14 protein-coding genes are annotated in these 21,630 nt (G+C 67.7%); 4 read left to right on the forward strand and 10 right to left on the reverse strand.

Features of this window, described 5'->3' with window-relative positions; translation table 11 throughout:
- Window positions 1–245: 245 nt before the first annotated feature.
- Window positions 246–1,181, reverse strand: coding sequence for a nucleoside hydrolase (locus tag QO011_RS11985; protein ID WP_307272070.1), 936 nt, complete (start codon window positions 1,179–1,181; stop codon window positions 246–248).
- A 593-nt stretch (window positions 1,182–1,774) separates the two neighbouring features.
- Between QO011_RS11985 and QO011_RS11990 the strand changes: the two genes are divergently transcribed.
- On the forward strand, window positions 1,775–5,512 hold the full coding sequence (locus QO011_RS11990; RefSeq protein ID WP_307272072.1) for a vitamin B12-dependent ribonucleotide reductase: 3,738 nt from the start codon (window positions 1,775–1,777) through the stop codon (window positions 5,510–5,512).
- Between the two features lie 202 nt (window positions 5,513–5,714).
- On the opposite strand, the gene QO011_RS11995 is transcribed toward QO011_RS11990, so the two are convergent.
- Window positions 5,715–7,748, reverse strand: coding sequence for a hypothetical protein (locus tag QO011_RS11995; RefSeq protein ID WP_307272075.1), 2,034 nt, complete (start codon window positions 7,746–7,748; stop codon window positions 5,715–5,717).
- An 804-nt stretch (window positions 7,749–8,552) separates the two neighbouring features.
- Here QO011_RS11995 and QO011_RS12000 point away from each other — a divergent pair.
- Both QO011_RS12000 and QO011_RS12005 read left to right on the forward strand, forming a co-directional pair.
- Entirely contained in the window at window positions 8,553–8,822 is a 270-nt protein-coding gene (locus QO011_RS12000; protein WP_307272342.1) for an antitoxin, read from the forward strand.
- Window positions 8,819–9,223, forward strand: coding sequence for a type II toxin-antitoxin system VapC family toxin (locus QO011_RS12005; protein WP_307272078.1), 405 nt, complete (start codon window positions 8,819–8,821; stop codon window positions 9,221–9,223). Before QO011_RS12000 ends, QO011_RS12005 begins: the two co-directional genes overlap by 4 nt.
- Window positions 9,224–9,264: 41 nt before the next feature.
- Here QO011_RS12005 and QO011_RS12010 read toward each other — a convergent pair whose 3' ends face one another.
- The 7 genes from QO011_RS12010 to QO011_RS12040 form a co-directional block, all read right to left on the reverse strand.
- Entirely contained in the window at window positions 9,265–12,480 is a 3,216-nt protein-coding gene (locus tag QO011_RS12010; RefSeq protein WP_307272081.1) for a HEAT repeat domain-containing protein, read from the reverse strand.
- Window positions 12,481–12,721: 241 nt separating this feature from the next.
- Window positions 12,722–13,654 (reverse strand): 3-hydroxyacyl-CoA dehydrogenase, encoded by a 933-nt coding sequence (locus QO011_RS12015; protein ID WP_307272083.1) that lies wholly within the window; start codon window positions 13,652–13,654, stop codon window positions 12,722–12,724.
- Between the two features lie 23 nt (window positions 13,655–13,677).
- Window positions 13,678–14,583 carry an SMP-30/gluconolactonase/LRE family protein gene (locus tag QO011_RS12020; protein WP_307272086.1) on the reverse strand — a complete coding sequence of 302 codons (906 nt, stop codon included), beginning with the start codon at window positions 14,581–14,583 and terminating at the stop codon, window positions 13,678–13,680.
- Between the two features lie 13 nt (window positions 14,584–14,596).
- Complete coding sequence (locus tag QO011_RS12025; protein ID WP_307272089.1) at window positions 14,597–15,631, reverse strand: ABC transporter permease; 1,035 nt, start codon at window positions 15,629–15,631, stop codon at window positions 14,597–14,599.
- Between the two features lie 14 nt (window positions 15,632–15,645).
- Window positions 15,646–17,163, reverse strand: a complete 1,518-nt coding sequence (locus tag QO011_RS12030; protein WP_307272092.1) for a sugar ABC transporter ATP-binding protein — start codon at window positions 17,161–17,163, stop codon at window positions 15,646–15,648.
- 124 nt (window positions 17,164–17,287) lie between these two features.
- The gene (locus QO011_RS12035; protein WP_307272094.1) at window positions 17,288–18,484 is read right to left on the reverse strand and encodes a substrate-binding domain-containing protein; all 1,197 of its coding nucleotides are present in this window, start codon (window positions 18,482–18,484) and stop codon (window positions 17,288–17,290) included.
- Between the two features lie 83 nt (window positions 18,485–18,567).
- A complete protein-coding gene (locus QO011_RS12040) occupies window positions 18,568–19,965 on the reverse strand; it encodes an NAD(P)H-dependent oxidoreductase (RefSeq protein WP_307272096.1) in 1,398 nt (465 codons plus the stop codon).
- 291 nt (window positions 19,966–20,256) lie between these two features.
- Here QO011_RS12040 and QO011_RS12045 point away from each other — a divergent pair, with 291 nt between their 5' ends.
- Entirely contained in the window at window positions 20,257–20,967 is a 711-nt protein-coding gene (locus QO011_RS12045; protein WP_307272098.1) for a FadR/GntR family transcriptional regulator, read from the forward strand.
- Window positions 20,968–21,031: 64 nt separating this feature from the next.
- Here the strand turns inward: QO011_RS12045 and QO011_RS12050 are convergent, their stop codons facing one another.
- Window positions 21,032–21,559, reverse strand: coding sequence for a cytochrome c (locus tag QO011_RS12050; protein ID WP_307272099.1), 528 nt, complete (start codon window positions 21,557–21,559; stop codon window positions 21,032–21,034).
- Between the last annotated feature and the right edge of the window lie 71 nt (window positions 21,560–21,630).

Consider the following 21,630-nt stretch of genomic DNA (forward strand, 5'->3'; position numbering starts at 1 on the left):
TTGCGTTCGCGTGGATGGGCGGATCAAGTCCGCCCATGACGGCTGAGAATGGTGCAACCGTTGCCGCCCTTCCCGCAACCGTTCCGTCATGGCCGGGCTTGACCCGGCCATCCCGACGAAATCGTTCGATTTCGTAGCGAACACGACGAATGCATGGAGAGGCGCCTGCCGATGGCGCACAGAAGGCAACGAGGGTCGAGGTCCCTGAGAAATGGTTGTCGATAGCGCCGGGTCGAGCCCGGCCCTCACAGCGTGGCGATGCGCTCGGTCAGCAGCCTGTAGAACCCGTCGGCGTCGACGTCGCGCAGCACCATGGCGTTCTTCGGCCGGTCGGTGACGCCCCACCAGTCCACCACCGTCATGCCCATGGTCAGGCTGGAGGCAGTCTCGATCTCGACATTGACGCCCCGGCCGGCGAAGAGCTCGGGCTTCAGCAGCCAAGCGATGACGCAGGGGTCGTGCAGCGGCCCGCCCTCGCTGCCGTATTTCTGCACGTCGAAGCGCTCGAAGAAATCGAGCCACTCGGCTGCAGCGCTTGCGACTTTCGTGCCGACGGCGCGCAGGGCCGCGATGCGCGGGGCGGTGGTCAGCGCCTTGTGGGTGCAGTCGAGCGGGATCATGGTGATCGGCGCGCCGCAGCCGAACACGATCTGCGCCGCCTGCGGGTCGACATAGATGTTGAACTCGGCGGCGGGCGTGGTGTTGCCGCCCTCGAAGAAGCCGCCGCCCATCAGCACGATCTCGCGGATGCGCGGGGCGATGCGCGGCTCGCGGGCGAGCGCCAGCGCGATGTTGGTGAGCGGCCCGAGCGGGCACAGCGTCACCGTGCCGGCCTCGCGCGTCATCAGGGTCTCGATGATGAAGTCGACGGCGTGGCGCTTGTCGAGCGGCATGGTCGGCTCGGGCAGGACCGGGCCGTCGAGGCCAGTCTTGCCGTGCACCTGCTCGGCCGTGACCAGCGTGCGCAGCAGCGGCCGGTCGGCGCCGGCGCAGACCGTGACACCGGTGCGCCCGGCGAGCTCGCAGACGATGCGCACGTTGCGGCTGGTCAGCGCCAGCGGCACGTTGCCGGCAACGGCGGTGATGCCCAGCACCTCCAGCTCCGGGCTGGCGAGGGCGAGGAGCAGCGCGAGGGCGTCGTCCTGGCCGGGATCGGTGTCGATGATGATGGGACGGGGCATGAGGCGGCGACTCGTTGGGGATGGGGCGACCTTGGACCGCCCCCGATTCGCGCGCAAGCGCAGGACCGATTCGAGCCCTCGCCGCACGGCGCGACGCGCGGCGGAAAGGCCTGTCGGCTCCGATGGTTTGCCGGCACTGCCGACACATCGGACGAGATCCCGGCCCGATCCGGCTTGCGCCGCGGCCGCCGCACTTGTGGCGACATGGTTAACAAATCGTGACCAAAGAATGACAGCTTCTCCACAACCCCGGCCTTGCGAATCTCGAAGCAATTCCGGAGGTTTGCTCCTGTCCCCTCACATTGCGCCCACAATCCACATGTCCCACAATATGTGGTGTTGACGCCCTTTTTCCGACACCAAATCTTGACGGCAGGTGGGCCCGTGCCTACATTCCTCCTATGGTCGAAAGCGGTTGCGGCGGTGGCGACACCGAGGGCGCCACCCAGGGAACAAAGCCTGGCGTCCGTTCGTAAACCCGGGGGGTAACGAGCTCCCGCGGCGCGTATGCAGGGAACACAAGCAGAGTTTCGGACCGAGCCGGGCGTTGGCACGGCGCGGCTCTCTGCGTCTTAATTTTCAGGGCGATGACAATGCGGATCGAACGGCACTACACCCAGCACGGCCAGTCACCCTATGCACCGATCGCCTTCCGGTCGGCGACCAGCGAGATTCGCAATCCCGACGGCTCGGTGGTGTTCCGCCTCGACGGCATCGCCGTGCCGGAGGCCTGGAGCCAGGTGGCGACCGACGTGCTCGCCCAGAAATATTTCCGCAAGGCCGGCGTGCCCGCGCGCCTGAAAAGAATAGAGGAGAATTCCGTCCCCTCCTGGCTCTGGCGCTCGGTGCCCGACCAGAAGGCGCTCGCCAAGCTGCCGGAGAAGGAGCGCACCATCGGCGAGACGGATTCGCGCCAAGTGTTCGACCGTCTCGCCGGCACCTGGACCTATTGGGGCTGGAAGGGCGGCTATTTCGACACCGAGGCGGACGCCCAGGCCTTCTTCGACGAGCACCGCTACATGCTCGCCATGCAGATGGTGGCGCCCAACTCGCCGCAATGGTTCAACACCGGCCTGCACTGGGCCTACGGCATCGACGGGCCGGGCCAGGGCCATTTCTATGTCGACTTCAAGACCGGCGAGCTGACGCTCTCGGGCTCGGCCTACGAGCATCCCCAGCCGCATGCCTGCTTCATCCAGTCGGTGGCCGACGACCTCGTCAACGAGGGCGGCATCATGGACCTGTGGGTGCGCGAGGCGCGCCTGTTCAAGTACGGCTCGGGCACCGGCTCCAACTTCTCCGCCCTGCGCGGCGAGGGCGAGCGGCTCTCGGGCGGCGGGCGCTCCTCGGGCCTGATGTCGTTCCTGAAGATCGGCGACCGTGCCGCCGGGGCGATCAAGTCCGGCGGCACCACGCGGCGCGCCGCCAAGATGGTGGTGGTCGATGCCGACCATCCCGATATCGAGACCTATATCGACTGGAAGGTGCGCGAGGAGCAGAAGGTCGCCGCCCTCGTCACCGGCTCCAGGATCGTGCAGAAGCACCTCAAGGCGGTCATGCGTGCCTGCGTCAATTGCGAGGGCCCGGGCGAGGACTGCTTCGACCCCGAGCGCAACCCGGCCTTGAAGCGCGAGATCAAGGCCGCCCGCCGCGCCCTGGTGTCGGACAACTACATCAAGCGCGTCATCCAGTTCGCCAAGCAGGGCTACCAGGACATCCAGTTCGACACCTATGACACGGACTGGGATTCGGAGGCCTATCTCACCGTCTCCGGCCAGAACTCGAACAACTCGGTGCGCGTCGACGATGCCTTCCTCAACGCGGTGGAGGCCGACGGCGACTGGGAGCTGAAGGCCCGCATCACCGGCAAGACGGTGAAGACGCTGAAGGCCAAGGACCTGTGGGAGAAGATCGGCCACGCCGCCTGGGCCTCGGCCGACCCCGGCATCCAGTTCCACACCACCATCAACGACTGGCACACCTGCCCGGTCTCGGGGCCGATCCGCGCCTCGAACCCGTGCTCGGAATACATGTTCCTGGACGACACGGCCTGCAACCTGGCCTCGCTGAACCTGCTCGCCTTCCACAAGGCGGACCGGACCTTCGACATCGCCTCCTACGAGCATGCGGTCAAGCTGTGGACCGTGGTGCTGGAAATCTCGGTGGCGATGGCGCAGTTCCCCTCCAAGGCGATCGCCGAGCTCTCCTACCGCTACCGGACCCTCGGCCTGGGCTATGCCAATATCGGCGGCCTCCTGATGACCTCCGGCATCCCCTATGACAGCGATGCCGGCAGGGCCCTGGCCGGCGCGCTGAGCGCGATCATGACCGGCGTCGCCTATGCCACCTCGGCCGAGATGGCCAGGCAGCTCGGCCCCTTCCCGGGCTACGAGCCGAACCGCGAGTCGATGCTGCGCGTCATCCGCAACCATCGCCGCGCCGCCCATGGCGAGACCGCCGGCTACGAAGCGCTCGCCACCAACCCGGTGGCGCTCGACCATGCCAGCCTCGCGGCTATGGGCGAGGACGGCGCGCGCCTCGCCGACCATGCGCGGCTGGCCTGGGACAACGCCCTGGCGCTGGGCGAGGCCCATGGCTATCGCAACGCCCAGGCGACTGTCATCGCGCCCACCGGCACGATCGGCCTGGTGATGGACTGCGACACGACCGGCATCGAGCCCGACTTCGCCCTGGTGAAGTTCAAGAAGCTCGCGGGCGGGGGCTATTTCAAGATCATCAACCGCGCCGTGCCCGAGGCGCTGCGCACGCTCGGCTATCGCGAGCACGAGATCGCCGAGATGGAGGCCTATGCGGTCGGCCATGCCTCGCTGCGCCAGGCGCCCGTCATCAACCACACCTCGCTCAAGGCGCGCGGCTTCACCGACGAGAAGCTCGAGGCCCTGGAGAAGGCGCTGGCCGCGGCCTTCGACATCAAGTTCGTGTTCAACAAGTGGACGCTGGGCGAGGACTTCCTCACCGGCACGCTGAAGGTGCCGGCCGAGAAGCTGAACGACCCGAGCTTCGATCTGCTCGTGCATCTCGGCTTCTCCAAGTCGGACATCGAGAAGGCGAACGTGCATGTCTGCGGCGCCATGACGCTGGAAGGCGCGCCCTTCCTCAAGGCCGAGCACTATCCGGTGTTCGACTGCGCCAATCCCTGCGGCCGGCTCGGCAAGCGCTACCTCTCGGTGGAGAGCCATATCCGCATGATGGCGGCGGCGCAGCCCTTCATATCAGGCGCCATCTCCAAGACCATCAACATGCCGAACGAGGCGACGGTCGAGGACTGCAAGGCCTCCTACCTCCTGTCCTGGCGCCTGGCGCTGAAGGCCAACGCGCTCTATCGCGACGGCTCGAAGCTGTCGCAGCCGCTCAACTCGCAGCTGATCGCCGACGAGGACGCCGAGGAGGCCGTGGACGACCTCCTGGAGCGTCCCCTGCCCGCCCGCGCCGCGCAGGTGGCCGAGCGCATCGTCGAACGCATCATCGAGCGGGTGGAAGTCTCGCGCGAGCGGGCCAAGCTCCCCGACCGCCGCAAGGGCTATACCCAGAAGGCGATCGTCGGCGGCCACAAGGTGTATCTGCGAACCGGCGAGTACGACGACGGCAGCCTGGGCGAGATCTTCATCGACATGCACAAGGAGGGCGCGGCCTTCCGGGCGATGATGAACAATTTCGCCATCGCCATCTCGCTCGGCCTGCAATATGGCGTGCCGCTGGAGGAATATGTCGAGGCCTTCACCTTCACCCGCTTCGAGCCGGCGGGCTTCGTGCAGGGCAACGACTCGATCAAGAACGCGACCTCGATCCTCGACTACATCTTCCGCGAGCTCGCCATCTCCTATCTCGGCCGCTACGACCTGGCGCATGTCGTGCCGGAGGACGGCGACCGCACGGGCCTGGGCGAGCCGGAGAAGAAGGCTGCGGCGATGGCCGTGCCGGTGTCGAAGGGCCTGGTGCGCTCCAAGACCGAGCGCTTCATGGTGATGCCGGGCGGGGTGACCTCGACGACCCTGGCGCCGGTGGCGCCCGAGGCCAAGAGCGCCATCACCGCCCTTACCTCGGCGGTGACGACCGCCCGCGGCAGCGTGGTGGCCGGACCGGGCGCAGCGGTGGGCGCCACTCTCGGCGCCACGGCGCTGAAGGCCGAGCCCGCGATCGACGCCCTGCCCTGGCAGGCCCCGGCCAAGCCCGCTTCCGAGCGGCGCAAGGAAGCCAAGCTCAGGGGGTATGAGGGCGAAGCCTGCCCGGAATGCGCCAATTTCACGATGGTGCGCAACGGGACGTGTTTGAAGTGCGACACGTGTGGCAGCACGACGGGGTGCAGCTGAGGCGGGGCTGGAGATTCGCGGCTGACGGATCGGCCCTCGGAAATATCAAAGCCACCGCCGGAAGGCGGTGGCCTTTCGTGAATGAGCTGGTGGAGCACCGATCAATTTGAAAGGATCGCCGCGACGGGCAGGCCGTCTCAGCACACTGATCGAATACCTCCGGGCGAACGCCCACGCCGCCCGGAGGTCGACATAGCAAAGGCTAGACCGCCTCTGCGTCGTCTGCACGATCCCATTCGCTCGCCAGATCACTTTCGGCTTCAGCGCTGGATTCGTCCTCGCCTTCGTCACGGCGGCGAGTGCTTACCCCCTTGGTCCGCTGATGAATCTTACTCCAGAAGACAAGTTCGTCGTCGATTGAGCCGATCAGTTCGCGCCACGTGGCACAGGCGCGGTGATCAACGCCATTCACCTCGACGATAGGCCGACCGTCGTCCCCATCAACCACCTTGAGCGCCTCGAACGCGCGGCTCAGCTCATCCATCGCACCGGCAAGCACATTGACCGCGTTGTGATACCTATCGGTTACGCTCTGACCTGGGCGGCGAGCACGGGCTTTGCCGAGCGGCGGGAACTCTCCCCGCAGATAGATGTCGCTCACCGTTCGCTCGCCTTCGCCGCCAGAAAGCGAGAGCACAACCCCTTCCTCATCGACGGCGCGAATATTTTCACCGGCGGCAAAGTCACGGAGTGCTTGCGCCAACTGGTGAATGCCTTGCGGCGTCTGCCGCAAAACTTCCAAAACCTCACCAGGGCGGCGGCGATCTGGCTGCTCGTTATTGGCGGTGCCCCGGTCGCCAGAAAGGCGTCCCGACACGATCAGCGGATAGGCGGCACGAACAGCAAGCTCCAGGGATGCCGGGCCAGGATCGTCAAGAGTGCCGCTCGCAATCGCCTGGCGCACTTCCATCATGGCAGTGGCCGCGAGCGTCTCAGTATCGCGGTTCGTACCTTCCCATGGGCGCTGGTGTACCGATTTCCCGAAGGCGTGACGAAGATATCGACGAACCTGGTCCAAATCCGCCGTCGACGGCTCATCAACGGCCCGCAACACTAACGCTGTGGCGAGTGAGTTCAACAACTTTGGTCCAATCCGCTTGCGAGTTGACTGACTAGTCACTGCAATACGGATCGCATTGCGATAGCGCTCGTCCTGTTTGGTGAGCAACGCAACGATCGATGCTGACCTGACCGCTGGATCATCGGAAAGGTGCGCGGATCTGGCTTCGGCCTTCGTGCAGGCCCCCGCATAATAGTCACGCTCGGTCGCAGAAATCAGGCCGCGCCGATAAAGCTCGTCCAACACCTCGTCCGCGAGAGCCTCATTCTCCGGGCCTTCGCCCCACGGGGTCGGCGGATCAACGTGCTTAAGTGCGACGAGAGAGCGGACTGCCGTAGGGAAGCAGGTGGAGCCGCCTTCATGCGGCACAAAACCGACGATGACGAGCGCTGGCACTCGTTCACCACGAAGGGCAATCAGGTCACTTTCCTCCGGCCCCTTCGCAAACATCTCGTTTAGTCGGCGGATGTAGTTCCGGAGTTTGGAATCGGCATCATCGTAAGGCACATCGGAGGAGCGCACCTCAAGGTTGCTATGTGAGGCCGTAAGGCGTGAAGATCCATCGATTGATGTTAGCGCCGTAGCGTCAGGGTCACCATTCGCATGGCGGTACGTAGTTGCCACCAGATAGACGGCTTCCATCACCCCTTGCGATTGAATGGATTCCCGCCAGTCATTGTTCGTCAAGATGAAGGTGGCGGCTTGCTGCGAGGCCCAATCCAGATGATCACGGCTCTCGACATCGACAACGAGTTCCGCGGCGTTCGGGTGCCCTTCCTCAGGAGAGTGTGGTTCGGCAACCGGGCGGAAGCGCGATGCCTCAGCTCCGGTACCGGGGTCAACAGCGAAGGGATGACGACGTGACGGCAACGTCCGGGGATTGCGGGGATCCGGCATTACACGCCGTGCCCAGACTTGGGTGCGGAATCCCTGAAGAGTTCCGCCAGGAACCGCAATATGCTCGGCGCCAGGATCGGCAGGGTCGCCGATCAGCTTTCTGACCTCAGACGGATCGACGACGGCATTGGCGACCGCATCCGCTGACGCGGCCGACATGTTGAAGGCTTCCACCAATTTTGCGGAAAGCGCTTGACGCGACTTCGCGTGGGCATAGTCGGGCAACCGCTCAACAGGCCGCGGGACGACACGGGTTTCGGGCTGGGTATCGGAAGACATGATTCTACACCTCGAATGTGCGACCGTCCGCTCGAAGCTCAGGAGAGCGTCCGTCGCAGGGTTGCGGGATTTCCGAGGTGGGCTGGGACGTCATACATCCTGGCGCATCCTCCTTCCGCTTACCGGGTCGTCCCGGCGTCACCGAAGGCGGCAACAGCGATGATGCACATTCCCAAGACGTACGAGGCGACCGGATCATGTCCGTTGCCCCGCGTTGCCTCCCCCAAACAACAAATGCGGGGTGGTCTGCACGCACCTCTGCGTCGCGGTACCGCAGAGGTAGCGTGAGCACCGGTTCTCGTCAACCTCGAGAATGCGGCGGCACTCGACTTTATTCAGCGATCGTCAATGTCGCCCCCCGCCCTCCCGACGGGTGGCATCCCCCTGGCCGGCAAGGGCTATCTCTCATCCAATCGAGTGGAGTGCCAGCGCATCGCCCCCCGGGGGCGGGCGGCGGCCAAGCTCGCCTCGAAGTAGCGCAAGGAGCCAAGCTCCGTAGCGACGACGGCGGAGCCGGAATAGGACGCTTCTGACGTGCGACCCATATGGGAGTATGACGGGCTGCAGCTGAGGGGCCATGGGTCCGAAGCCGAGCGGTGCCCGACAGGGTGGCCAGATCGCGCGGAAGTCTGTTTCACCCCTGAATCAGAGGCCGAAAGCGGTCTTGAGCGCATGTTTTGGGCGTGACTGATCGTTGTGTCATTCAGCATTCCATCCGGCACGGAGCAAGGCGCCATGACCGAGGCAGCTTGAAATCGACCTCGCCAACGTGCATATGTTTTTGCATATGCACGGGAGGCCGACATACCGCGATTCCGACATCAAGAGCCTGCGCCTCCACGGGAGGCCAAGCTCTTCCGAAACAACAAGAGTCAGGCCGTGCGTATCCCGGCCGATTTTGAGATGCCCGGCGATCGGGTGATGATCCATCGCGACGGAGATCGGCTGATCATCGAGCCGGTGCGCCGCAAGAACCTGCTGGAGGTGCTAGCCGGCTTGAAGCCGCTCGAACCGGACGATCAGTTCCCTGAGATCGACGATACCCTGCTGCCGGTGAAGGATATCGACCTGTGAGCAGGCTCTACATGCTGGACACCAATATCGTGTCCGAGCTTGCGCGCAATCCACAGGGCGTCGTCGCCAGGCGCATTGCAGCGGTTGGACCGGACGCAATCTGCGTCAGCATCATCACGGCTGCCGAGTTGCGTTACGGGTGCGCCAAGAAGAAGTCGGCGAAGCTGCTGGCGCAGATCGAAGCCATCCTGGGAAGTGTGGCGGTGCTCGCGCTCGATGTGCCTGCCGATGCCGAATACGGCGGCATCCGCGCCGAGCTGGAGGCCGCTGGCAAGCCTATCGGCCCCAACGACCTGTTCATTGCCGCCCATGCCAATGCGCTGGGCGCGGTGCTGGTGACGGCCAAGTGCGGGGAGTTTGCCCGCATCGGCGCCCTCCGAGTCGAGAACTGGCTGGACTGAACTTCCCGCAGCCGCCCTCGCGAAGCCCGTCTCGTCCGCCCCTATCCCAAGCTCTCAGGCGGCTCCACAAGGTCGGCCGCGTCGGAAACCCACGCGTCCGCATCGGCGCGATAGGCCATCAGCCCCGCCCTCTCCTCTTCCGTCCAGCCGCGCTTGGTCGCGAGGGCGCCGAGCAGGCCGAGGCCGATGCGGCGCAGACCCGGCTGCAGCGCTAAGCGCAACGTGCGCTCGATCGCCGGGAGGGCCTCCGAGGGGCGGTTGGCGGTCATGCCGGGCATGGCGTCGAGGGCAGCGCCGACGGCGCCGGGATGCAGCAGGCCGGCCTCGGCGCAGGTCTTCAGGGTCGCGAGCGCGGCGTCCGGCTCCAGGATCGACAGGGCGAGGCGCAGCGCCAGCGGTGCGTGCCAGCGGCGGTCGAACAAGATGGCGATCAGCGCCTGCGCCGATGCTTCGAGGCCGGCGGCGCCTCGCTGCCGGCTTTGCCCGTAGGCGGCGACGATCGCGGCCAGCGCCGGCGGCCGTGTCACGGCGGCGAAGGTGGCGGCGAGCGCTTCGGCGTCGTCGCGGGCGTGGGCGCCGAGCAGGGCGCGTGCCGCCAGTTGCACGACGTCGCTGTCCGCATCGGCGAGCAGCGCGGCCATCGCAGCGCGCAGGGCCGGGATGTGGCCGCCGAGCGGCATGTCCACGAGGCGTTGCAGGGTCTCGCGCCGCACCTGGGGGTCGGGATGGCGCAGCAGCAGGGCGAGATGCCGGCCGAGACGGGCGCGCAGGTCGGGCGACAGGCGGTCCTGCGGGATGCGGATGGTCGCACGCGCCAGGGCGGCGCGCTCGCCGGTGGCCGCGGCTTCGAAATGCGGCCAGACCTCGGGGCGGTCGAGATGGTCCCAGAAGGCGCGCAGCAGCGCGATCCGGACATCGGGATGCAGGATCGGTTCGTCTGCAACCCGCAGCAGGAAGGCGAAGGCGGGCTCGCCGCCGAGCTCGCCGGCCAGCCGGACGATTTCCTTGGCCACCGTGACCTTGGTCCTCGGCGCCCGGCCGAGAATGGCGAGCGCCCGGTCCGCCGGCATCAGCATCAGGGCCCGGCGAAGCGCGTACACCGCGACGCGGCCGCGCGCGTCGTCGAGAGCCTCGATCACGACCGAAATGCCTCGACCGGCATCGGCCCGGCCCAGCGCTTCCAGCGCCTTGTCGCGCAAGGCGACATCGGCGGCGTCGAGGCGGGCGAGGCCGATCAGAGGCGAGAGGTCGGCCGACGGCATGGCGCCGATGCGCGCCACCGCGGCGGCAAGCTCCCAGGCATTGCGCTTCTCGCCCGCGAGAAAGCCGGCGAGCGCAGCCGCATACAGCGCCTGCTGGCCGGCGGTCCAGGCGGAGAAGCCGCGGTCGAAGCCCGGCAGGACGCCGGCGCGGCCGCTGGGAAAGCGCCCGGACAAGACACGCGCCGTGAGGAACGGCGTCAGCAGGTCCTGGCGGTGGCGGTGAAGGTGCTGCGCGACCTCAGGCACCTGGATCCAGCTCGGGTCATCGGCAACCAGCTTAGGGACAAGGTCGGCGACCATGGCGGTGTGGCGGATGCGCGCCAGCCCTTCCAGCCCCAGCCGCGCGACCGGGCCGCGGCTGTCGACGGCGATCGCGGCCAGCAGCCGGCCGAACGCCGGCACCGCCAGCGCGCGACGACCGAAGCTCAGGACCAGCCCTACCGCGACGGCGTGGCGGTTGCGCGCGGTCCAGCTCTCCAGCAGCGGCAGCAGCCTCGGCGCCAGCCGCGCCGCCTGCGCGTCGCTCATGCGCTGCTCCAGCGGCATGAGGTTGAGGCTGCCCAGGCGTTCGACCAGCACCGGCAGCTCGTCGACGACGAAGCCGGTATGCGTGACGATCAGGCCGAGCAGCAGCCGGGCGGCGGTCGCCATGGTGCCGGCAGAGCAGTCGCGCGCCCGCAGGGCTGCGGCGATGACGGCGGCGACCTTCGGCAGGTTGGCGGCCGTCCAGCGCGTCGGCGGCAGCCCTGCCAGAGCGGACATCATGGCGAGGCGCACCGGATCCTGCTCGTTCTCCCGGGCGAGGCAAAATTCCAGGATGTCGCCGAGCCGCGACGGCTGATAGCGCCCGCTGCCGACCACGGCCGAGACCGCGGACGCCCTGAGGTCGCCCTCGGGCTGCGACAGGAACGGCCGGGCCAGGGCGAGCGCCTCGTCGAACGGAAGGCAGGCAAGATAGGGCAGCCGGACCGACGGATTGGCCTGCAGCAGCGGCAGGGTGAAGGCGTGCCGCGCCTCGGCCTCGCGCGGGCCGGCCGGCAAGGCGCTGACGAGGGCAAGCGGCAGCGCGCCGGTCCTGTCGCGCCAGGCCTGGCCGCCGGCGCGATAGAGCGCCGCCCGCTGGCCGGGTCGCAGCCTGGCGAAGAGGTGCGGCAGCTCGGGCACGGCGCCGATGTCCGCCAGAGCGCAGAGCGACGCGTCGTCGAGGCGCCGCAGCGCCGGGAGCGGCAGGGCGCCGCGCAGCGGTCCGGGGTTCGCCCGGACGATCGCCGCAACGCCCTCGGGGTCGTGGGCGGCAAACGCGGCGCAGGGCAGCAGGTACGCCGGCAGCCGCGTGGCGGCCGTCGCCAGCAGCGGCAGGCCGACCGCCGGGGTGCGCTTGCCCATCTGCTGCAGCGCGGCGACGACGGCCCACCGCACCTGATGCGACGGCTCGCCCGGCGCGTCCAATTGCCGGGTGAGCCCATCACGGACGATGCCGGGGAAACGTCGCGTCAGCCGCGACCAGTCGACAGGCGTGAGCCTATCGGCCATCCCGGCGTCGAGGCACGCCCGCACGAAGCTCTCTGTGGTCGCGGGCAGCAGTCGTGGCTGCTCCCGCGCATCGAGCAGAGCATAGGCGGCATCGTTGACGCGGCTGCGGCCGGCCTTGGCGCAAGCCCGCGCCAGCCGGTCGCGCCGCTGTCGCGGCATGCCGGGCATCGCAGCGGCCAGCGCCGCGTCCGGCACGAACAGCACGGCGAGACGGATCGCGCCGGCGGCGAGGCTGCCGGATGCGTCGGCGAGAAAGCCCGCAATCGACGTCGCGTCGCCCGATCCCGCCGCGGCCATCAGGGCGAGATACCGGCGATAGTGCTGCTCGGACGCCGCCAGGCTGGCGATGGCGTCGGCAAGGCTCCGGTCGGTGAGCGAGCGCCGGCCCAAGGCGATCATGTGCCGCCAGCGGCGGCTGTGGTCGAGGCCGTCGACGGCATCGAGGATCGCTTGAGGGGTCATGGCCACCTTCGTTCGGCGAGCGCTGCCGCAAATCGACGGACTGTTACCGCGCCTGTTCTCCGCGATACTGCCGCATTTGCCCGAGCGCTGCCATCGTCCGGGCGTCTCATGCCCGCGGAGGGCTGAGCCGCCTCACCTGCGTGCGGCCATCCTGCAGATGGTTGAAGCCGGCTCGCCCGCGTCCGAGGCCGTCGCAGGTCCGTGCGCCCGCGTGGCGGACCTCTTTCCGACCGCCCTCACCTCACGGCTGACGTCGCTTGAAGTCGACCAGCCTCGCCAGGAAATTGTCGCGCCACCCCTGCCGTGCCGGAATGTCCTCTGTCGGCGTGCGCTTGCGCAGCGTGCCTTCGATCGCAGCGACCAGCGTGTCCGGCCAGGGGCGCGGATCAGCCTGCTCCTTAGCGAGGCCGTGATACATCGGGCCGAGGTTGCGGCAATATTCGGCGATGCCCGTCCGGGCGTTGAGGTCGATGGTCTGGAACGGCCCCATGAAGCACCAGCGCAGGCCCAGGCCGTCCGCGATGGCACGGTCGACCTCGTCGGCGTCCACGATCCCGTCCTCCACCAGGCGGAAGGCCTCGCCGAGCAGCGCGCCCTGCAGGCGGTTGACCACGAACCCGTTGATCTCGCGCCGCAGCTGGATCGGCGACTGGCCGATGCGCCGCATCAGCGCGGTGGCGCGCTCGACGATGTCGGGGTCCGTCCACGGTGCCGGCACGATCTCCACCAGGGGGATGAGGTGGGGCGGATTGATCGGGTGGACGACGAGGCAGCGCCGGCGCGTCGCCATTCCCTCGGTGAAGGCGGAAGCGGGCAGGCCCGAGGTCGAGCTCGCCAGGACGACCTGCGGCCCGGCCAGCGTGTCGAGCATCGCGTAGAGATCGATCTTGACGGCCAGCCGCTCGGGCACGCTCTCCTGGACGTAGTCGACGCCGGCCAGCGCCTCCTCAATGCTGGCGGCCGGCCGGACCCGCGCGGCGATCGACTCCGCCGGCTCGGGCAAGGCGAGCCCCTGCGCTTCGAGAGCGGCCAGCGCGGTCCGCACGAAATCCGGCGCCCGTGCGGCGGCGGCGGGATCGGCATCGTGGATCGCCACCTCGAAGCCGGCCCTCGCGAAGACGAGGGACCACGCGGAGCCGACGACGCCGGCTCCGATCAATGCAACCCGTGTCATGGACTGATCCTGGTGAGAAGCGCTCAGGGCGTCTGCGCGCCGCGGGTGTTCAGGTGAATGGCATAGAGCGAGGTGTGGCCGCAGATGTAGAGGCGGTTGCGCTTCGGCCCGCCGAAGCAGACGTTGGCGACCTTCTCCGGCACGGGGACCTTGCCGATGACGTCGCCGCCCGGCGTCACGCAGCACACGCCATCGCCGGAGCTGGTCCACACATTCCCGTCGACATCGACGCGGAAGCCGTCGGGAATGCCCGGTGCGATGTCGGCGAGAACGCGGCTGTTGCTCAGCCGCCCGTCCACCACGTCGAAGGCCCGGATGTGGTGGGGCCAGTCGGGATTCGGCCAGAAGCCGGAGTCGGCGACGTAAAGGGTGTTTTCGTCCGGCGAGAAGGCGAGGCCGTTCGGCCGCTTGAAGTCGTCGACCACGACCCTGAGGCTGCCGTCGCGCGGATCGAAGCGGTAGACATTGCAGCTGCCGATCTCGCTATCGGCCTTGTTGCCCTCGTATTCGGCGCTGATGCCGTAAGTCGGATCGGTGAACCACACGGTGCCGTCCGACTTCACCACGATGTCGTTGGGCGAGTTCAGGCGCTTGCCCTCGTAGCGGTCGGCCAGCACCGTGATGGCGCCGTCATGCTCGGTGCGCGTCACCCGCCGGCCGCGATGCTCGCAGGTCACCAGCCGGCCTTCGCGGTCGCGGGTGTTGCCATTGGAGAAGTTGGAATCGGCACGGAACACCGAGACCTGCCCGGTCTCCTCGTCATAGCGCAGGATGCGGTTGTTCGGCAGGTCGCTGAACAGGAGGCAGCGGTGGTCGGCGAAGTAGACCGGCCCCTCCGCCCAGCGCAGGCCCGTATGCAGCTTCTCCAGGAAGACGATCGGGATCGTGTATTGCGCGAAGCGCTTGTCGTAGACCTCGAACGGGTCCATGGGCGTCCTCCTCTCAGGCCTTGGACGAACGGGCGGCGATGGCGGCGCGCTGGCGTCGCCGCGCGGCGTAGACGGACAGACCGACCGCCACGATCAGGATGCCGCCATTGAAGAAGTACTGGACGTAGAACGGGGCGCCGAGCTGCTGGACGCCGGAGAAGGAGAAGGCCAGCACCAGGACCGACAGCAGCGTGCCGATCACGTTCACGCGACCGGGTTTGATGGAGGTCGCGCCAAGCAGCGTCGCCGCGAAGGCCGGCAGCAGATATTCCGGCCCGACGCTGGGCGTGCCCGTCTGCAGGATGCTGCCGAGCACGATGCCGGCGAAGCCGCTGAACAGGCCGGAGACGACGAAGGCGCCGATGATGTGGCGGCGGACCTTGATGCCGGTGAGCTCGGCCGCCCGGACGTTGGCGCCGATCACATAGAGGTTGCGTCCGACGGGCAGGCGCTCCGTCACGATCCACAGCACGACCGAGATGACCGCGACATAGACCGCCGGCAGCGGCACGCCATGGACGATCTGGGTCAGGTTGGTGAAGCTGTCCGGCAGCCCCATGCCGCTGATCTGCTCGCCGTTGGAATACCAGTTGGTGACGCCGTAGAGCAGCGTCCCGGTCCCCATCGTCGCGATGAAGGAATCGATATGGAAGACGGTGACGAGCAGGCCGTTGGCAAGGCCGATGAGGATCGACAGCAGGAGGATCAGCGCCGCGGCTTCCGGCCAGCCCAGGCCCTGGCTCACCTGCAGGCCGACGATCAGCACCTGCGCCATGCCCAGGTGATAGCCGATGGACAGGTCGAACTGCTTGGTGGCGAGCGGCACCATTTCCGCCAGCGCCAGCATCGCCGTCACCGACTGGCTGACCAGGATCGTGTTGATGTTGATGGCGCTGAAGAAGCTCGACGGCCTCAGCAGGCCGAAGACCAGCATGATCAGCAGGAAGACGAAGACGAGGCCGTAGACGGCCACGAGGTTGGACAAGGCGGCCGCCGGCGTCTGGCGCATGGGAGAGGCGCCGCCGCGCCGGAACGTGGTCTCGGACATGTCCTTCTCCGCCATCAATGCACCTGCTCGCCCTGCCCGTCCGGCAGCGAGGACCGGGTGAGGAGCCCCTCCAGCGTCAGGGCCGGGCCCGCCAGATCGGATGTGATGGCCCCGCGTCCGATGACGAGCGCCCGGTCGCACAGGCCGACGACCTCCTCGAAGTCGGAGGAGACGACGAGCACGGCCGCGCCCTCGCCTGCCATGCTGCGCAGCATGCGGTGGATGGTGCCCTTGGCGCCGATGTCGACCCCCGCGGTCGGCTCCTCCATGATGAAGAGCCTGGCGCCCGTCGCCAGCCAGCGGCCGACGAAGATCTTCTGCTGGTTGCCGCCGCTCAGCCAGTCGATGAGGGCCGCCGCATTGCGGGGGCGAACGTCGAAGCGCTCGAGCGTCTCCCTGACCGCTTCCACCTCCCGGCCCGTATCGATCGGCTTGAACAGCGCGCCCGAGATGGCCTGGATGTTGGGGAAGAGGTTCTCGCGCAGCGACATGCCGCCGAGGGCGCTCTCGCGCAGGCGGTCGCCGGCGAGCAGCGCGATGCCCTTGCCGATCCGCGCGCTGATCGGCAGGTCGGCCGGGATCACCTCCGACCCCAGCCGGATCGTGCCGGCGGTGTGGGGGTGCGCGCCGAAGATCGCGCGGCCGATCACCTCGTGCCCGGCGCCGCGCAGCCCCACCAGGCCGACGATCTCGCCCTCGTCCACGGTGAACGACAGCGGCCCCTGGCTGCCTGCGCACAGATCCTCGACGGCGAGGAGCGGCGCCGTCCTGCGGTCCTGCGCGGCGGGCGGATGGTGGATCTGCAGGTCGCGGCCGAGCATGTCACGGATGATCGCTTCGGTCGTCAGCCCCCCGATCGGGCTCGATCGCACGTGACGGCCGTCGCGCAGCACCGTGACGCGATCGACCAGGCCGAAAAGTTCGTTCAGCCGGTGGCTGACATAGAGGATGCTCGTGCCCGAGGCGCGCAGGCGCCGCAGCACCTCGAACAGGTGCAGGGCATCGGGGCCCGGAAGCGAAGCGGTCGGCTCGTCCAGGACCACGATCCGCGCATTGCGCGAGAGAGCGCGCACGATGCCGAGGATCGCCTTGCCGGCGGCGCTCAGCGACCCCACCGGCGCACGCGGGTCCGGCGGGTCGATGGCCATTCCGCCATAGATGCGTTCGGCCTGCCGCCACACGCCCTTCCAGGAGATCAGCCCCGCGCGGCACGGAAACCCCGCCACCAGCGCGACGTTCTCGCCGATGCTGAGTTCGTCGACCAGGCCGAGGTCCTGATGGACGAAGGCGATCGGCACCGGCTCCAGGTAGGGATTGACGCGGCTGCCCGCCACGACGATCTCCCCCTGGTCGGGCTGGAAGATGCCGGCGAGGATCTTGATCAGCGTCGACTTGCCGGCCCCGTTCTCGCCGACCAGCGCATGGATCTCGCCTTGTCCGATCGTCAGGTCCACGCCGTCCAGGGCCAGCGTGCCGACGAATCGCTTGGTAAGGCCGCGGATCTCGATCGCGGGTGGCGCATCGGTTGCCATGGGGTCTCGCCTGAAACTTCGGGAATCCGTCGCCGCCCCCCGGCCGGAAGGCCTCGCCTGTTGCGGATGCGCCAGGCAGTGGCATGAGGGAGGCTGCATGCCGCCGCCTCCGCCGTCGCGGCCCTCACTGGCAGGCCGTGCTGGTGCCTTTCCAGATGTTGACATAGTGGCAGGCGAAGTTGTTGCTCGGCACGAATTCGTTGTTCTTGCCGCCTTCGCTGTCCACATTGTCCTTCACGATCAGGAACACGGGCTGCACGAAGTGCGCCGGCTCCTGCCCGGCCATGGCGCGCACCACGGCGTCCACGGCCATGTAGCCGAAGAGGGAGCTGGGCTCGGGCACGCTCGCCACCTCGAAGCCGCCCTTGCGGATCATGTCGTAGGCCGAGGGCGGGGCATCGGCGCCGACGAGCTTGATCTTGTCGGTGGAGGCGCCGGCGGCCCTGAGGGCGGCGGCCACGTTGGTGTAATAGCCGTCGCAGCAGGTGGTCATCCACCAGCTGTCGCCGTAGCGGGCGAGGAGGCCGGACACGGCCGGGTTCATGCGGGCCGAGGCATCGCCCAGCGGCATGTTGATGGTCTCCAGCATCTTGCAGCCGGGACAGTTGGCGATCGGCGTCGTCGTCGCCTTGGCCTTGAAGCGGGCGATGGCGTAGCTGTTGTCCACCATGTGGATGTCCTGACCCTTGCCCTCGGACATGGCGATCACGTAGGCGGCCTCGGTCTGGCCGATCTCGGCCGGGTTCGAGACGATGTTGTGATAGAGGCCGAGCTCGGGGCTGGGGCCCGGGAAGGCGGTGGCGTGGATGCCGATCACCGGGATATGGCGGGCCATCGCGTCCTTGATCGGCTTTTGCAGCGCATTGGCGTCCGCCGGGGTGATGATCGCCGCGGGGTTCGAGGCGAGCGCCTGCTGCATGGCGGCCAGCGTGCCGCTGACGGTGCCCTGGCCGTTGAACGTCATGACCTTCCAGCCCAGAGCCTTGGCGCCTTCTTCCACGCCTTTGCCCCACAGCACATGCGGCGTGTAGGACTGGTCGGGCGAGACATAGGCGATGGTGAAGCTGCCCTCGGGCGCCTTCGGCCCGCTGGTCGGGCCCTTCCATTCGGTCTGCGGCTTGGTGCGCTCGGCAACGATCGCCTTGGCCTCGTCGACGGAGAGCTTGTCCTGGATGACCGGCTCCGGCCAGGCCGGGAAAGGCTCAGCCCGGGTCTGGGCGAGAGCGGAGCCCGCTGCCAAGGCCGGAACCAGGGTGGCGCCGAGCATGGCCGCCCGTACCGAGCCGGCCCCGAAGACGTGTCTGCACAGTCGCTTGAGCATTGGTTTCCTCCTGAACGTTTCTTGATCACTTCGTTGGTCGAGTGAGCTGTCGGCCGCGGCGCCGGATCGATCCCGGATTGGACCTATTCCGCCGCAACTCTCTGGGGGCGCCCGGCCGGCCAGGCTTCCGGCGCGGCTTTCGGCCCGAACGTGCCCGCCGCGCCCGCATCCTGCATGGTGCGCAGGTGATAGAGCGTGGTGGTGTCGATGAGATCGACCATGTCGTAGGTGATGGGCGCGTCGACCGGCACGTCGCGGCGCAGCTTCGCACCGGTGAGGAGGCCCAGCGGCACGACGTTCTCCGCCTTCGCCGTCTCATAGAGGTCGTTCAGCGCGTAGACGGTCGAGCCGCCGGCCCCGTCGATGACGGCGCCCGCCTTGAGCGGTCCCTTCGCGGCGGCGAAGACCTCCGTCACCAGCCCGAGTCTCGGCACGATGGTCGGATGGGTGAACTCCACCGCATTGACGATCGAGAGCGGGATCTCGTTGGTCACGAGATGGTAGGGCGTATACATGTTGTAGTAGCCGTCCGAGCCCGTCACATCGAGATAGTTCAGGTCCTCGCGCACCTGCGGATGGTCGGTGTAGACGCACAGGAACACGCCGGGCGTGACGCTGCGGTCGAAGTCGATCGAGCCGTCGGGGTGCTTCAGCGGCCGCGCATAGTCGACGACGCCGCGGCGATCGAGGATCCCGCCTTCGCTCTTGGGGCGGAAGAGCTCGGGGATTTCGTTCACTCCGGCCACCGGCCCGTGCATGCCGCGGATGTCGGGCACGAGGCCGGTGTAGTTGGAGATGCACGCCATCTCGATCATGGTCTTGGTGGCATCGCGGAAGGTGACGAGGAAATGCGGGTTCACGCCCAGGCGCCTGGCGTCCTCGGCGACGCTGTCGGGGGTGGCGTAGCGGTCGAAGAGGCCGATGCTGGAAGGCGCCTTGCCCACGGCCACGATCTCGAAGCCGAGGCCGGCATAGCGGTCGTAATACTCCGCGATGAGACCGGGCTCGTCGCCTGACGAGACGGTGTAGACCACGCCCGCCGCCTGGGCCATCCGGTGGAGGATCGGCCCGACGACGACGTCGGTCTCGACGTTCAGCATCACCACGTGCTTGCGGGCCAGGATCGAGCGCATCGCCACGCGAGCGCCGATGTCGGGACTGCCGGTCGCCTCGACCACGACGTCGATCTCCAGCTCCGACAGGATCTCCGCATCCTCGGTCGCCACGGGCCGCCCGGCGCGAATGGCATCGGCGGCGGCCGAGATGCTGTTGGTGACGACCACATCCTCGCGTCGGTGGCCGCAGAGCTCGAAGGCCCGCACGACGCGCTCGGTGCTGATGTCGGCGATGACGGCGGTGCGGATGCCCTTCATCAGGCCGATCTGGCAGATCGCGCCCGTGCCCATCCGGCCCGCACCGACAAACCCGACCTGGATCGGCCTCCCCTGATCCGCCCGGCGGTCCAGCGCCTGCTTGAACATCTCGTCCCTATTCCGTTATTCTGAATGTCTGATATTATGAATTACAGAGAGTGCCGGGTGTCAAGGCGGTTGTTGGGAGGTGTCGAGTGGCGGGGCGTCGACGGCGACGGGCTGCCGAGCCATGTGGCGAGCGCGTCTTCGGGGCCATTCGGCAGGTGGCGTCCGATGAGCCGGCCAGAGCGAGCGGGTGGGGTTTGATGACGACGCGTTCGCGCCGTGGCAGATAGGCGCAATGATCTGACGATGGGGGTGGCACGCTTGGGCCAGGACGGGCTGACGACGGATACGAACATGCTCATCAGGCCGGTGAGCCGCGCAACGCTGCCGCAGGAAATCGTGAAAGCCCTGACCGACCTGATCATGAAGCGGGTCTGGAAGCCGGGCGATCTCATCCCCTCCGAGAAGGAACTCGCCATCCGCTTTCAGGTGGGGCGCTCCACGATCCGCGAGGCGGTCAAGAGCCTCGTCGTGCTCGGCGTGCTGGAAGCGCGCGCCGGGGAGGGATCGTTCGTGCGCGAGCCGACCTCGGAGCTTCTATCCGGCGCCTTCCGCTGGGGCCTGCTGCTGAGCGAAGGCAATCTCGACCATTTCGTCGATGTTCGCGTCCTGATCGAGGTGGAATGCGCCCGCCGCGCCGCCGCCAACCGCACGGACGATCTGGTGGCCAGGCTGCGCACCTCGATCGACGACATGCGCGCCGAGCCCATGGATCACAATGCCTTCATGGAGGCGGATACCCGCTTCCACCTGGCCATCGCCCACGCCGCCAGCAACCCGATCTTCGAGAACATGGGCTCGACGATCCAGTCGATCGTGCGGATCTGGTACCCGAAGACCTATTACATCCCGGAAACCAAGGGGCGGACGGTGTCGGAACATCAGGCGATCGCCGACGCGATCGCCGACGGCGCCTGCGACGCGGCGGGCGATGCGATGCGGGCCCATCTGCTCGCTGCCGGCCATCGCCTGCGCACGCTCGTTCCGGCGGTGCAACGCTCGTAGATCGCAACGGGAGGAGCGGCCAATCAGCCGGTGGTGGAACTCCTGGCCGGGATGGGCCCAGGACTTATTTCGGCGCCGCCGCTGCAGTCTCCCCCGGTGGCAGGATCCGCATCAGGAACATCGGCACCTTGTCCCCGGGCTTGAACGGGCCGGGAACCGCGTTGCTGACCGGGGGCACGCTCTGCAGGAAGGCGGCGATCGCCAGCGCGTCGTCGGTGGTCAGATGCGCGAAGGCGTGCCAGGGCATGATCGGCGCCAGGGTGCGGCCGTCCGGCCGCACGCCGCCCTGCAGCGCGGCGACGATCTGCTCCTGGCTCCAAGTGCCGATGCCGGTCTCCTTGTCGGGCGTGATGTTGCGGCCGGGAAAGGCGCCGAGGCCCGGGATCTCGAAGGCCACCTCCGAGCCGCCGAGGAAGCGCGAGGCATCGGGCTTGCCGAAGAAATAGCCTGGCGTATGGCAATCGTTGCAGCCGCCGAACGTGACGATATATTTGCCGCGCCCGATCTGGGCGTCGTCGGCCGCAGCCGCAAGCGGCGCCAGCACCGCGATCGACGCGGCCAGGACGGCAAGGCGAAATCGCTCCAGCACCATCGTTCCCTCCCAAATCTTGTCTTATTGTCCCTTTGTCGTCGATAAATCGCAACGACACTTGGACTTTCGCA

The sequence above is a fragment of the Labrys wisconsinensis genome, from assembly GCF_030814995.1.
Lineage (GTDB): Bacteria > Pseudomonadota > Alphaproteobacteria > Rhizobiales > Labraceae > Labrys > Labrys wisconsinensis.

What these genes read in the sequence shown, in the direction of transcription:
- QO011_RS11995 (WP_307272075.1), bottom strand. Translation starts at nt 7,748, where the DNA reads ATGTCTTCCGATACCCAGCCCGAAACCCGTGTCGTCCCGCGGCCTGTT.
- QO011_RS11990 (WP_307272072.1), top strand. Translation starts at nt 1,775, where the DNA reads ATGCGGATCGAACGGCACTACACCCAGCACGGCCAGTCACCCTATGCA.
- QO011_RS12050 (WP_307272099.1), bottom strand. Translation starts at nt 21,559, where the DNA reads ATGGTGCTGGAGCGATTTCGCCTTGCCGTCCTGGCCGCGTCGATCGCG.
- QO011_RS12025 (WP_307272089.1), bottom strand. Translation starts at nt 15,631, where the DNA reads ATGTCCGAGACCACGTTCCGGCGCGGCGGCGCCTCTCCCATGCGCCAG.
- QO011_RS12010 (WP_307272081.1), bottom strand. Translation starts at nt 12,480, where the DNA reads ATGACCCCTCAAGCGATCCTCGATGCCGTCGACGGCCTCGACCACAGC.
- QO011_RS12020 (WP_307272086.1), bottom strand. Translation starts at nt 14,583, where the DNA reads ATGGACCCGTTCGAGGTCTACGACAAGCGCTTCGCGCAATACACGATC.
- QO011_RS12040 (WP_307272096.1), bottom strand. Translation starts at nt 19,965, where the DNA reads ATGTTCAAGCAGGCGCTGGACCGCCGGGCGGATCAGGGGAGGCCGATC.
- QO011_RS12035 (WP_307272094.1), bottom strand. Translation starts at nt 18,484, where the DNA reads ATGCTCAAGCGACTGTGCAGACACGTCTTCGGGGCCGGCTCGGTACGG.
- QO011_RS11985 (WP_307272070.1), bottom strand. Translation starts at nt 1,181, where the DNA reads ATGCCCCGTCCCATCATCATCGACACCGATCCCGGCCAGGACGACGCC.
- QO011_RS12015 (WP_307272083.1), bottom strand. Translation starts at nt 13,654, where the DNA reads ATGACACGGGTTGCATTGATCGGAGCCGGCGTCGTCGGCTCCGCGTGG.
- QO011_RS12030 (WP_307272092.1), bottom strand. Translation starts at nt 17,163, where the DNA reads ATGGCAACCGATGCGCCACCCGCGATCGAGATCCGCGGCCTTACCAAG.
- QO011_RS12045 (WP_307272098.1), top strand. Translation starts at nt 20,257, where the DNA reads ATGCTCATCAGGCCGGTGAGCCGCGCAACGCTGCCGCAGGAAATCGTG.